Annotated in this window: 6 protein-coding genes and 1 pseudogene; all 7 read right to left on the bottom strand. The window is 69.9% G+C overall.

What is annotated here, in order from left to right; genetic code table 11:
- Positions 1–62: 62 nt before the first annotated feature.
- The 7 genes and pseudogenes from pulA to RPQ07_RS26575 all read right to left on the bottom strand — a co-directional run bounded on the left by pulA (position 63) and on the right by RPQ07_RS26575 (position 13,500).
- Positions 63–5,387, bottom strand: coding sequence for a pullulanase-type alpha-1,6-glucosidase (gene pulA, locus RPQ07_RS26605; RefSeq protein ID WP_313946718.1), 5,325 nt, complete (start codon positions 5,385–5,387; stop codon positions 63–65).
- A gap of 153 nt (positions 5,388–5,540) precedes the next feature.
- Positions 5,541–6,920: pseudogene (locus RPQ07_RS26600) on the bottom strand (alpha-amylase); the annotation flags it as partial.
- A gap of 357 nt (positions 6,921–7,277) precedes the next feature.
- A complete protein-coding gene (locus tag RPQ07_RS26595) occupies positions 7,278–8,351 on the bottom strand; it encodes a LacI family DNA-binding transcriptional regulator (protein ID WP_391839693.1) in 1,074 nt (357 codons plus the stop codon).
- On the bottom strand, positions 8,336–10,006 hold the full coding sequence (locus tag RPQ07_RS26590; protein WP_313946716.1) for a glycoside hydrolase family 13 protein: 1,671 nt from the start codon (positions 10,004–10,006) through the stop codon (positions 8,336–8,338). Before RPQ07_RS26590 ends, RPQ07_RS26595 begins: the two co-directional genes overlap by 16 nt.
- Positions 10,007–10,105: 99 nt before the next feature.
- Complete coding sequence (locus RPQ07_RS26585; protein WP_313946715.1) at positions 10,106–11,035, bottom strand: carbohydrate ABC transporter permease; 930 nt, start codon at positions 11,033–11,035, stop codon at positions 10,106–10,108.
- A 63-nt stretch (positions 11,036–11,098) separates the two neighbouring features.
- The gene (locus RPQ07_RS26580) at positions 11,099–12,097 is read right to left on the bottom strand and encodes a sugar ABC transporter permease (protein ID WP_313946714.1); all 999 of its coding nucleotides are present in this window, start codon (positions 12,095–12,097) and stop codon (positions 11,099–11,101) included.
- Between the two features lie 131 nt (positions 12,098–12,228).
- Positions 12,229–13,500, bottom strand: coding sequence for an extracellular solute-binding protein (locus RPQ07_RS26575; protein WP_313946713.1), 1,272 nt, complete (start codon positions 13,498–13,500; stop codon positions 12,229–12,231).
- Positions 13,501–13,714: the final 214 nt, after the last annotated feature.

The raw sequence follows: 13,714 nt of genomic DNA, 5'->3' as shown, positions 1-13,714 counted from the left end.
TCCCGTCGAACCGGGGAGATGGTGCCTCTCCGTAGTCGGTCCACTACGCTAGCGCGATCAGCTCAGCTCCGGGTGAAGACGGCGACTGTTCGCCCGGGTACCGAGAAGGTGCCCGAACTCCTTTCGTAGGAGGAGGTCTTGGTCACGGCGTCGGCGCCGGTTGTCTGGACGGGGTGCAGGGCGTACGGGGCGCCGGTCAGGGCCTCGATCCGCTGGGTCCTGCGCTGCGGGGTGGAGTTGAAGACCACGACCAGGTCACCGGCCCGCATGGTGATCACACCCGGTGTCTCGTCCTTCCCGGACAGCGGGAAGGAGACCGCGGACTGGACCTGCTCGGCGGTGCCGAGACCGAACGCCTTCTCGGTGGTGCGGATGGTGAGCAGATCGCGGTAGGCGGCCGACGCTCCCGTGATCTGCGGGCAGCCCACCGTGAGAGCGGGGGCGGTCAGCAGCGGTTTGGCGTAGGGCCACTTGGGCCGGTTGTCGGCCGCGGGCGGCAGTCCGCGGCCGAAGCCGTTGCCGTCCCGGCAGTCCCAGTGGATGGCGTTGAACCAGTCGCCGCTGTCGTAGGAGTTGCGGTCCAGCGACTTGGAGCGCAGCAGGTCCGTGCCGGCCTGGGAGAGCGCGGGGCCCTGGGAGAGTGCCGCCGTGGCCATCGCCAGCACCTGCATGCGCGCCCGGTCACCGGGTGAGGTGGTGGCGGGGAGCTTGAAGGCGAGGGCGTCGTACAGCGATTCGTTGTCGTGGGCGTCGGCGTAGGCCAGTGCGTCGCCGGGGGCGGCCGCGTACCCGGCGGGGGCGCCGTTGTAGTCGACCTCGGAACCCTTGACGCTGCGGCCCGCGGTGTCGGTGAAGGTGTACTCGGCGAGGTTGCCGGTGAGCCCGACCTTGATCAGGTCCTGGTAGTGGAGCAGCCGGGCCTTCTGCTGGGCCTCGGTGCCGTTGGCGGGCGAGGAGTTGGGGTCGGTGAAGAGTCCGGAGGCGAAGCCCTGCACACCCGGGTCCTCGTCGAACGGTCCGCCGCCGCGGACCGCGTCACGGGCCCGGTCGGAGAAGGTCGCGATGCCGGTGCCGGCCATGTTCTTCTGCGTCGCCTGCACGAACCGGGCGTCGTCGGCGATCTCGCCGAAGTTCCAGCCCTCGCCGTACAGGACGATCTTCTTGCCGTCCACGCCGTCCCGTGCGGGGGTGAGGGCGTCGAGCGCCTTGCGGACGGCCAGGATGTTGGCCTTCGGGTGGTGTCCCATCAGGTCGAAGCGGAAGCCGTCGACCTTGTACTCCTTCGCCCAGGTGACGACGGAGTCCACCACGAGCTTGCCCATCATGGCGTTCTCGGGCGCGGTGTTGGCGCAGCAGGTGGAGGTGGCCACGGTGCCGTCCGCCAGCAGGCGCTGGTAGTAGCCGGGCACGATCCTGTCGAGTACGGACTTGTCGGCCTGGCCGCTCGCCACGGTGTGGTTGTAGACGACGTCCATGACCGTGCGCAGCCCGGTCCCGTTGAGGGCCTGGACCATCTTCCGGAACTCGACCGTGCGGCGGGTGCCTTCGGGATCGGAGGCATACGAGCCCTCCGGCACGGTGTAGTGCAGCGGGTCGTAGCCCCAGTTGTAGGCGTCCTTGGCGGCCGCCGCGGCGACGCAGGCCTGCTGCTCCTCCGAGTCGGGGGCGTAGACCGAGAGGTCGCAGCCGGGCTTCGTCCGGTCGGCCCTGCGCTCGGGGATCGTGCCGATGTCGAAGGCGGGCAGGAGGTGGACATAGGACGTACCGCTCGCGGCGAGGGACGACAGGTGCTTCATCCCGGCCGATGCGCGGTCGGTGAAGGCGAGGTACTCGCCCGGGTGCCGCGAGGTGCGGTCCGCGACCGAGAAGTCACGGATGTGCAGCTCCTGGATCTGCGCATTGCGCAGCGGCACCGCCGCGGGCTTCCTCAGGGTGCGCCAGCCGGCCGGGGCGAGCTTCGGGTCGGCGAGGTCGACGAGGAGGCTGCGGGCGGAGTCGGTGGTCAGGGCGGTGGAGTAGGGGTCGGTGACCTTGTTGGTCACCAGTTTCCGGACGCTGGGCGCCCAGACGGTGACGGCGTACCGGTAGGGCTTGCCGGTCCAGGACTTCTTGCCGGTGACCGACCAGACGCCCGAGGAGTCGTCCCGTCGCATCGGGACGCTCGTGCCGTCGAGTTCGAGGGAGACGGAGCGCGCCGTCGGCGCCCAGAGGGACAGGGAGGGGGTTCCGTGGCGGAAGACCGGTCCGAGGGCGGCCTTGGTGGCCGCGGGCGCGTACAGGTCGTCGAGGATTCCCGCGGTCTGCACACCGGTGGCGGCCAGCAGCGCTCCCCCGGCAGCCCGCTGGGTCGCGATGACCTGACCGCGCAGGGCGCCGCGCACACGGTCCCGGTCGCGCGGGTCGACCGTGAAGGCCGGATAGTCCTTGAGGTGGGGGTACTTGGCCTTCTGCGCATCGGTGAGCGCGGCTGTGCCGAGCCGCAGCCAGCGGCCCTCGTCGCTCAGCGCGCCGTCGACGACGGAGATGCCGCCCTTCTCGGCGTAGACGAGCTGCTGGCTGGTCGCCTCGGTCGCCTTCACCTTCCAGACGACGGTGTTCCGGTCGATCCACTGCGCCTCGGACGTCCCGAGGTCGAGCGAGGGCGCCCCGCCGGTCTGCGGGAGGAGGTACTTCGGCTGTCCGGCGAGCAGCCGGACCTCGTTGCCGTACGTCGCCAGGTCCAGCGACTGGTCGGTGGGCAGGTCCTTCTGGTCGCCCTTGTGGAGGATGTAGCTGAGTGAGCCGGCACCGGCGGCGAGCGGCACCTCGAAGGTCGCTCCGTAGGCGTCCATGCGCACGGGCTGGAGGGGCTTGGACCAGTCGGTGGGGTTCGCGGCACCGGCCCAGGTGTGCAGACCCCAGCCGTCGTAGTCGCCGTCCGGACGGTGGTAGTGCAGGACGGCCTTCGTCTTGTCCTGCGGCGGGTACGCGCCGTCGGGGGCGCGGTCCGTCTGGGCGTCCTTGCCCTGGGCGATCCACACCTCGCCGGTGCGGGCCAGGTCGACCGTGCGCTGCGGGCCGTCCGCCGTGCCGTTCTTCTCCACGGTGTACGGGAGCGTCGAAGTGTCGTCGTCGAGCGTGATCCAGGCGAACGCTCCGTAGGCGTCGCGGCCGGTGAACGCGGCGGTGGTGGAGCCGGACTTCAGCTGCCAGCCGTCGTAGTCGCCGTCGGGCCGCTGGTAGTGGACGACCACGTGGTCACGGTCCACCGCTCCGGGCTTCTCGGGCGGCGGCGCCTGGCCGGCGGTCGTCGAGGCGAGCGCGCTCGCGGTGCGGCCCGCGGCGTCCACCACAACCGCCTTGTAGCGCAGGGGCGTTCCGGCGGGCACGGTGGTGCCGATGTGCTGGGTGACCTTGTAGGGGGCGTGGTCGGCGGTGCCGAGGGTGCGCCACGGGCCGTTGCCGACCTGCGCGGCGAAGACGACGCGGGCGAGCTGCCCGCCGTCGGCGTCGGCGGCGATCTCGACGGTGCCGGTGGCCCCGGCGGCCGGTGCCTTCAGGCTGATCACGGGCTTCGCGGCGGGCGCGGGCTGCGGCGCCCCGGCCAGGAGCACGACGGACGACAGCGCGGGCACGGTGACGGTGACCTTGCGGGCCGCGTCGCTGCGGGTGGTGGCGGTGCTGCCGTAGATCCCGCGGAAGGCGGTGTCCGCCGAGCCGGTGGTCACCTCGACCGTCTTGGGCGCCGTGCCGTTGTTGACCGCGACCAGGTACTCCGTCTTCCGCCGGGTGTCGGTACGGGAGAAGGCGTAGACGGAACCCTCGGCATAGCGCTGCTGCTGGACGCCGTCCCGCAGTGCCGGGTGGGCCGTGGTCAGCCGGGAGAGCGCGGCGATCGAGCGGTAGAGCGGGTGCCCGGAGTCGTAGGCGTCCGAGGCGTGCGTACGGTCCGTGCCGAGCTGGTCGTCGTCCAGGTAGTCGGGAGTCCTGGAGGCGAAGAGCGTCTGGCGGGCGTCCTTGTCGCCGCCGGCTCCGGTGAAGCCCTGCTCGTCGCCGTAGTAGATCACCGGGTTGCCCCGGGAGAGGAACATCAGCTCGTTGGAGAGCCGGGCCCGGCCGAGCAGTTCGGCGTCGTCCGCCGTCGGGTTGTCCTGCTTCAGGAACGTCCCGATGCGGCCCATGTCGTGGTTGCCGAGGAAGGTCACCTGCTCATAGGCGTTGGCCTTGTCGGTGGTGTAGCGGTAGTCGTCGGCGAACACCTTCGCGAGCCGGTCGGCGGGCGCGCCCTGGGAGGCGTAGGCGCGGGCCGCGTCCTGGAAGGGGAAGTCGAGGGTGGCGTCGAGCCGGCCGCGGGTGACGTACGGCGAGGTGACGGCGGTGTCCGCGGAGAAGACCTCGCCGAACATGAAGAAGTCGTCCCGGCCCTGCTTCGCCGCGTACGCGTCGAGCGCGGTCGCCCACCGGGTCCAGAAGTCCATGTCGACGTGTTTGACGGTGTCGATGCGGAAGCCGTCGATGTCGAAGTCGCGGACCCACTTCTGGTAGATCCGCTCCATGCCGGTGACGACCTCGGGCCGCTCGGTCCACAGGTCGTCGAGCCCGGAGAAGTCCCCGTACTCGGAACTCTCGCCCGCGAAGGTGGAGTCGCCGCGGTTGTGGTACATCGTGGGGTCGTTCAGCCAACTCGGCACCTTGGCCGCGGTGTTGTCGCGAGTGACCGGGGTGTAGGGGAAGGAGTCCGCGTCCACCGCGGGGACGCCGGCCCGGTCGTCGAAGGGACGGCCGGACGCGTCGAGGTAGGGATACGCGCCCTTGGGGCGGTAGCCGTACTTCTTCTCGGCGTAGTCGACGGTGTCGGCGGTGTGGTTGGTGATGACGTCGAAGAAGACCTTCATGCCTTTGGCATGGGCCTTGTCGATGAGGGTTTCCAGGTCCTTGTTGGTCCCGAAGTGCGGGTCGACCTGGGTGAAGTCGGTGATCCAGTACCCGTGGTAGCCGGCGGAGGCGTCCTTGCCGGTGCCCTGGACGGGCCGGTTCTTGAAGATGGGCGCGAGCCAGATCCCGGTGGTGCCGAGGCCCTTGATGTAGTCGAGCTTCTTCGTCAGTCCCTTGAGGTCACCGCCCTGGTAGAACCCCTTGTCGCCGGGGTCGTACCCGGTGTCGAGCCGGTCCCCCTGGAGGCCGCCGCGGTCGTTGGCGGGGTCGCCGTTGGCGAACCGGTCGGGCAGCACGAAGTAGAACTGCTCGCGGGTCAGGTCGTGCCGGGCCGGTTCGGCGGCGAGCCGGGCGTCGGACGGTGGGCCGGGGGCCTTGGTCTCGGCCGCGACCGGCGCGGCGGGTACGAGCGCGGCGCACAGCGCCCCGACGATGCCGACGACGGCTCTGCGCGGTCGTCCGGTTCGGAACACGGTTGTTCTCCTTGGGTAGTCCTGCGCGCGCGGTGCGGCCCGGCGGGCGGGCCCGGGATGTGCGGGACCGCCCGTGGGGACGTGCTGTGCCGACGCGCGGCGAAAGGGATCCGGCTCGGATGCCCGTCGGGTGCGGCTGTGTGTCTGTCAGCCGCAGCTGCGGGCGCCCGTGTGCAGCGCCACCGCGGTGTTGGGGCCGAGCGTCGTCGTGAACTGGCCGGAGCCGTTCACCGTGACCGCGCGTCCCGACTGGACGTCGCAGTAACCGCCCGCGGGCAGCGACGTCTGGAACGTCCGGGTCAGCGACCCCGTCTCGTGGTTGATGGCCACATACGCCTTCGAACCGCGCCCGAAGGCGATCTGGTCACCGCCGTTGTCCCACCAGTTGCTGACGGCCTGCCCGCGGGCCACGTTGCGGAAGGCGACCATCGACCTGATCTCCGGCCAGGCGTGCTGGCACTTCCAGCCGTCCTGCCAGCACGCGTTCACCGTCCCGCCGTTCGGCGGGCCGGCGTCGCGGTCGGAGAACTCGTAGCCGGAGTGCACGTCCGGGGAGCCGTAGGGCCAGGCCAGCATGAAGACGTTCGCCAGCGTGTAGTCGGCGCCGTTCTTGTAGGTGAGGGTGTCGCCGCCGCGCTCGGTGTCGTGGTTGTCGACGAAGACCGCCGACTTCCCCGACTCCATGTAGCCCCAGCCCTCGCCGTAGTTCTTCAGATAGGCGAGGTTCTCGGCTGTGAAGACCCGCTTGAGGTCGCGGGCGTAGCGGAACTCCTGGACGTCGCCGTTGCCGAGGTACTCGCTCGGCGAGACGGCCTCGCCCGCGCCGAAGATGGCTTCCTGCTTCCAGTACACGGACGGCTTGCTGAGCCGGGACTTGATGTTCGCGAGGTCCCCCGCCGGCATGTGCTTGGCCGCGTCGATGCGGAAGCCGTCGACGCCGAGCGAGAGCAGGTCGTTGAGATAGGCGGCGATGCGCCCGCGGACGTAGTCCTCGCCGGTGTCGAGGTCCGCGAGGCCCACCAGCTCACAGTTCTGGACATTGCCGCGGTCCTGGTAGTTGCTGATGTGGGCACGGCAGTCGTCCATGTCGGCGCCGGACCAGATCCCGGGGTAGGTGTACTTCGTGTACGACGAGCCGCCGGTGCCGGTGCCGTCCGCCGACGCCATGTGGTTGATCACCGCGTCGACGACGACCTTGACGCCGGCGGCGTGACACGTGTTCACCATCGCGGCGAAGGAGGCGCGGTCGCCGAGCCGTCCGGCGATCTTGTAGCTGACGGGCTGGTACGAGGTCCACCACTGGCCGCCCTGGATGTGCTCCTGCGGCGGGGAGACCTGGACGTAGCCGTAGCCGGCGGGGCCCAGGGTGCCGCTGCACGCGGTGGCGACCGATGCGTACTTCCACTCGAAAAGGACAGCCGTGACGTCCTTGTCCCCCGGCGGTGCCGCCTGCGCGGTGCCCGCCGGTGCAACCACACTCACCGCCGCACACGCCACCAGGGCGAGTGCCGCGGCCAGAGGTCTGCCGGCCATTGTTCCTCCTGCATGGGGGGAGGTGCGGGTGACGGAGAAGCCTTGTCCGGCAACGCGCCGTGCCCGTAAGGCCTGTGAGGGTTCTTGCTGCAAGGCAGCAGAAAGTTATTGCGGTCGCGACCGTACGATTCCGCCGGTCCGCGGTCAACCCTTTGGACACACTGGTGTTGCACCGTGGAAATCTTGCGGTTTCCCAACTGCAAGCTCTTTCGCAAGACTTGCAGCGGTGTTAGTTTTCAGCCATGACTCCGGGCCGGTCGGCCGGGGGGCCGGCCTGTCCGGACCCCACGCGCCCGGCCGGCCGGTCCGGTCACGCGCTCATCCGCGCGGTGAGCCGAACGGGCCCTCGGAGCACGCCTACCGGCGCGCCTGCGCGGTGCTGCCCCGGACCACGAGTTCGGGCTGGAACACATACTCCGTGCTCTGCACCGGACTTCCCTGGAGCTCCTCCAGCAGCGCGCCCACCGCGGCCGCCGCCATCGCCTTCACCGGCTGGCGGATCGTCGTGAGCGGCGGGTCGGTGAACGCCACCAGCCGTGAGTCGTCGAACCCGACCACCGAGAGGTCGTACGGCACATGGAGCCCGCGCTCCCGGGCCGCCCGGATCACACCGAGGGCCATCATGTCGCTGCCGCAGACGACAGCGGTGCAGTCCTTCTCCAGCAGCGCACCCGCCGCCGCGTGGCCGCCCTCGACGCTGAACAGGGAGCGCTCCACCAGTTGTTCGGCCGCCGCGCGGGTGTAGCCGAGGAGGGAGACGAGCCCGTCCAGAAAGCCCTCGGTCTTGCGCTGCGCCGGCACATAGCGGACGGGGCCGATCGCGAGGCCGATCCGCTCGTGCCCCAGCTCGGCCAGATGGTTCACGGCCGTCCGCATCGCCGCCCGGTCGTCGCAGGAGACGCACGGCGCGCTGATCTGCTCGCTGTGGCCGTTGATGAGGACGAACGGGACTCCCCGGGCCGCGAGTTCGGCGTAGCGCGAGTGATCCGCCGAGGTGTCGGAGTGCTGCCCGGACAGGAACACGATGCCGTTGACACCGCTCTCCTGGAGCTGCTCGACGAGCTCCTCCTCGGTGGCGCCGCCGGGCAACTGCGTGCAGAGCACCGGGGTGTAGCCGTGCCCGGCCAGCACCTGCTCCAGGGCCTGGGCGAAGGCGGGGAAGATCGGGTTGGTGAGTTCGGGCGTGAGCAGCCCGACGAGGCCCGCGCTGCGCTGCCGCAGCCGCACGGGCCTCTCGTATCCGAGCACGTCGAGCGCCGCGAGCACCCGCTGCCGGGTGCCGCTCGCCACACCCGGCTTGCCGTTCATCACCCGGCTGGCGGTCGCCTCGCTGACCGACGCCTGAGCCGCGATGTCCGCGAGCCGCGGGGCGGCGGCGCCGGTCTGGACGGCGCCGCCCCGCGACGGAGGAATCGTCACACCGCCCACCAGACGGTGGTGTCCGCGGGCAGTACGGCCTCGCCGTCGGTGATCCGCACGGCGCTGTTGGCGAGCAGGACACGGCCGGCGGCCGGGACGCGCACGGCCGTGCCCGTCGTGTTGACGGTGCAGACGAAGCCGCCCTCCCTGCGGAAGGCGAGCACGCCCTCGGGGGCGTCGAGCCACTCGACCGTGTCGCCCGCGCCCAGCGCCGGGTGCTCGCGCCGCGCCGCGAGAGCGCTGCGGTACAGCTCCAGCGTCGAGTCGGGGTCGCCGGTCTGCGCCTCGACGCTCAGCTCCGCCCAGCTGTCCGGCTGCGGAAGCCAGCTGCCGCCTTCGCCGAAGCCGAACGACGGGCCCTTCGCGGTCCACGGGATCGGCACCCGGCAGCCGTCGCGGAAGCCGTCCTGGCCCTCGGTGCGGCCGAAGGCGGGGTCCTGGCGGACCTCGTCGGGCAGGTCGGTGACGTCGGGGAGGCCGAGCTCCTCGCCCTGGTAGACGTAGGCGGAGCCGGGCAGCGCCAGCATCAGCAGGGTGGCGGCGCGGGCGCGCCGCAGCCCCAGTTCACGGTCGCCGGCCTCGCGGATCTGGGTGCCCGCGGGCGGACCGGCGAAGCGGGTGGCGTGCCGGGTCACGTCGTGGTTGGAGAGCACCCAGGTCGCCGGGGCGCCGACGGGCCGCATGGCGTCGAGCGACTGGTCGATGACCCGGCGCAGCTCCGGGGCGTCCCAATGGGTGCCCAGGTACTGGAAGTTGAAGGCCTGGTGCAGTTCGTCGGGGCGTACGTAGTTGGCGGTGCGCTCGACGGTGGGGGTCCAGGCCTCGGCCACAGCGATGCGGTCGCCGGGGTACTCGTCCAGGATCGTGCGCCAGCTGCGGTAGATCTCGTGGACGCCGTCCTGGTCGAAGAAGGGCATGACATCGTTTCCGAGCAGCTTCAGCTGGTCGCTGCCGCCGAGGTCGGGCAGGCCCTCGGCCTTGACCAGGCCGTGCGCGACGTCGATCCGGAAGCCGTCGACCCCCATGTCGAGCCAGAAGCGCAGGATGGAGCGGAACTCGTCGGCGACGGCGGGGTGTTCCCAGTTGAAGTCGGGCTGCTCGGGCGCGAAGAGGTGCAGATACCAGTCGCCGGGGGTCCCGTCGGGGTTCTCGGTACGGGTCCAGGCGGGGCCGCCGAAGATGGACTCCCAGTCGTTGGGCGGCAGTTCGCCGTCCTCGCCCTTGCCGGGGCGGAAGTGGTAGCGCTCGCGCAGGGCCGACCCCGGGCCCTCCTTCAGCGCCCGCTTGAACCACTCGTGGGCGTCCGAGGAGTGGTTGGGCACCAGGTCGACGATGATCCGCAGACCGAGCTCGTGCGCGTCCCTGATCAGCGCGTCGGCGTCGAGGAGCGTGCCGAACATCGGGTCGATGGCGCGGTAGTCGGCGACGTCGTAACCGGCGTCGGCCTGCGGCGACGCGTAGAAGGGGCTCAGCCACACGGCATCGACGCCGAGTTCCCTCAGATACGGCAGCCGGCTGCGGATGCCGGGAAGGTCGCCCATGCCGTCGCCGTTCCCGTCGGCGAAGCTGCGGGGGTACACCTGGTAGATGACGGCGTCTCTCCACCAGTCCGCGCCGGGCGCGGTCGTCTTGGCGGCGTGATGGGCGTCAGCCAGGTACTGGGTCATTCTCGATCCCTCTGAGGCTCGGTGCAGCGATGGGGGCGAAACATCAGGCAGCAGGGGCACCCGGCCGGTCAGGCGGCCGGGCGCCCCGGTTCGGGGGGGTCAGGACTTGGCGGCGCCGGCGGTGAGACCGGTGACCAGGTGCCGCTGGACCAGGTAGAAGAACAGCGAGGCCGGGATGGCGATGAGCACGGAGGTCGCGGCCATCAGGTCCCACTGGGTGTCGTGCTCGCTGATGAAGGTGGTCAGGCCGATGGCGAGGGTGTACTTGTCGTCGCTGAGCATGAAGACCGACGCATAGGCGACCTCGGCCCAGGCGGTGAGGAAGGTGTAGAACGCCGCCACCGCCAGGCCCGGCCGCGCCAGCGGCAGGATCAGCCGGTAGAAGGTGCCGAACGGGGTGAGTCCGTCGATGCGGCCGGCCTCGTCGATCTCCGCGGGGATGGTGTCGAAGTACCCCTTGAGCAGCCAGGCACAGTACGGGATCGCCGTGGTGCAGTAGACGAGGATCAGCGCCCAGTAGGTGTCGAGCAGGCCGAGGTTCGCCAGGATGTTGTAGAGCGGCACCATCAGGATGGCGACCGGGAACATCTGCGTGACCAGGAAGGTCCACATCAGCTGCCGGTGGCCGGGGAAGCGCATCCGGGAGACGGCGTAGCCGGAGCTGGCGGCGATGAAGACGCCGAGCAGGCACGTACCGAGCGCGACGATCATCGAGTTGACGAACCACTGGAGGAACGACGTGTCGCTCAGGACCGTCGTGTAGTTCTCGAAGCTGATCTTGCCGGCGATGTCGCCGGGGTGCAGGAAGTCGCTCTTGTCGGGACCGAGGGAGATCCAGGCGATCCAGCCGATCGGGAACGCGGCGATGAAGCTCGCGAGGATCAGCGCGCTGTGGATCAGCACGGAAACCGAGCGGGGACGCTCGCCGCGCTTCAGCGGGCGCTTGCCCGCGGCGCGTCCGCGGGGCGGAACGGCGGCGGTGGATTCGGCGGCCGGTCCCGCGGCCGGGAGATCTGCTGTGGTGCTCATGGGGTCGCTCCCCTCTCTTTCGTCAGGACTGCTTCTGATGGCCCGTTGGCCGTGTACGGACCGTCAGACGGCCTTCTCGTTGCGGGCCAGCCAGCGCCGGTAGAAGGAGGCGAAGACGATGAGCATCGACAGGATGATGACGCCGTAGGCGGCGGAGCCCGCGTAGTCGCGCGGCTCCTGCCCGAAGCCGAGGCGGTACGCCCAGGTGACGAGGATCTGGGCGTCGGTGCCCGAGTTGTTGCCGAACAGCAGGAAGATGACCACGAACTGGTTGAAGGTCCAGATCACTCCGAGCAGGACGACCGTGCTGCTGACCGAGCGCAGACCCGGGAGCGTCACGAAGCGGAAGCGCTGCCAGGGGGTGGCTCCGTCGACCTCGGCGGCCTCGTAGAGCTCGGGCGGGATCGACTGAAGACCGCCGAGCAGCGAGACCATCATGAAGGGGACGCCGACCCAGGTGTTGACCATGATGGCGGCGGTCTTCTGCCAGAACGGCTCGCTCAGCCAGGCCGGGGTGGGCAGATGCGCCCATTCCAGCACCATGTTGAGGACGCCGCCGTCGTCGGCGAGGATCAGCCGCCAGGCGAAGACGGTGACGAAGGTGGGCACGGCCCACGGCAGGATGAGGACCATCCGGTAGAAGGTGCGGCCGCGGAGCTTGCGGTTCAGCATCAGCGCGAGCCCCATGCCGATGCCGTAGTGCAGGGCCACACAGACGACGGTCCAGACGATCGTCCAGGTGAAGTGGGGCCAGAACTGGTGGTCGCCGCCGGAGAGGATCTCCGTGTAGTTGTCGAGGCCCACCCACGAGAAGCTGTCGGGGATCTCGTTGACGCCGATGGTCCGGCCGACGTTCTGGCTGTTGGCGTCGGTCAGCGACAGATAGATGCCGCGGGCCAGGGGGTAGAGCACCAGGACGCCGATGACCGCCACCACGGGGGCGACCATGGCCCAGGCGTACCAGTTCCGGTTGTACGACTGCCTGATACGGCTCATCGGCCCGGGACGCTGCCCAGCGCCACGCCGGGTCTTATCGCTTCCGCCCTCGACGGCGACGGTCATCTTCGACACCTTTACGACAGATTCTCAGCAGGGTGTACGGCGTGGTGGCACGGCCCGGTTCCGGGCCGCACCACGACGGGCGGCCGTCCGGTCCCGCCCCTGTCGGGGCCGGTCCCGGACGGCCGACGGCCTTAGGAGAAGTCCTTGAGCAGCTTCTTGTAGGACTCGGCGGTGGTGTCGAGACCCTTCTGCGTGCTCACCTTGCCCTGGAGGATCGCGGTGAGGTTGGTGCCCAGGTCGGCGAAGAGCGAGCTGTACTCGGGCAGTTCGGGACGCGGGCGGGCGGAGCCGGCGAGGATCGCCTGGAACTCGGTGATGCCCGGGGTGGCCTTGACCTCGGCGGTGTAGGCGGAGGTACGGGTCGGCAGCGTGCCGTTCTTCAGCGCGATCTTGGCCTGGGTCTCGCCCGAGGTCATGAAGCCGACGAACTTCTGGGCCGCGGCCTGGTGCGCCTTGTCGGAGCCGGCGTACACGGAGAGGTTGTGGCCGCCGGTCGGGGCGCCGGCCTTGCCGGTGGCGCCGGCCGGGACGCCGGAGATGCCGAGGTTCGCCTTGTCCTTGAACGCGGCGCCCTTGTAGATGTTCGTGAGCTCCCAGGGACCCTGGAGGATCATCGCGACCTTGCCGGTGTTGAACGCGTCCATCATGTGGGCGTACGAGTCGGCGGTCACGTCGAGCTTGGAGACACCCGGGGCCTTGAGGAGGTCCTTGCTCGCGTCCACGGCCTTGACGGCCTCGGGGGAGTTGACGGTGATCTTCTTCGCCTCGGCGTCGACCATGTCGGTGCCCTCGCCGAAGAGGAAGGGCAGCTCGAAGTAGGCGTCGGCGCGCAGCGTGAAGCCGTCGACCTTGGCCTTCTCCTTGACCGCCTTGGCGACGGCCTTGACCTCGTCCCAGGTGGCGGGCGCCTTGTCGTAGCCGGCCTTCTTCAGGATCTCCTTGTTCCACATCAGGCCGAGGGAGTCGGTGACGAAGGGGGCGCCGTAGGTCTTGCCCTCGTACTGGGCCTGCTTGAGGAGCGAGGGAGTGATGTCCTCGGTGTTCTTGAGGGCGTCGGTCCCGTCGAGGGGGGCGAGGAACTGCGACTTGGCCCAGGCGGCGGTCCAGCCGACCTCGGCGCGGACGATGTCCGGCGCGCCCTTGCTGCCGGCCGCGGTCTGGAACTTGTTCTGCGCCTGGTCGAACGGGACGTTGACGTACTTGACCTTGATGTCCTTGTTGGCCTTCTCGAACTCGGCGATCATCGCCTTGTACGTCGGCGCCTCGTTCGTCGCGTTGGACGTGTCCCACCAGGTCAGGGTGACCGGGCCGCCGGCCTCGTCACCGCTGTCGTCCCCGCCGCACGCCGTCGCTGCCAGTGCCAGTGCCGCTACCAGCGCGGTGGCCGCTATGCCACGCCGCATGTGAACTCCTTCAGAGATGCCCGAGATGGCGGAGGCCGGGGGCCTCCCGCCGACCGCTCCCTCGCGGCGCCGGGTTCGGCAGGAACGTAACAAGGATGAAAGGAAGCGGAAAGACCTTGCGGCAATTTTCTGCAAGGGCGGAGGATCGTTACATCCACGTGTCCGGAGAGTTGCCGTTGTATCGCTTGACGGTGGCTCCTCCGACCGCTTCCGT

Origin of the sequence: Streptomyces sp. AM8-1-1, from assembly GCF_032229325.1 — a bacterium.
In the GTDB taxonomy this organism is placed as follows: Bacteria; Actinomycetota; Actinomycetes; order Streptomycetales; family Streptomycetaceae; genus Streptomyces; species Streptomyces achmelvichensis.
This window is presented reverse-complemented; position numbering and strand designations above follow the sequence as displayed.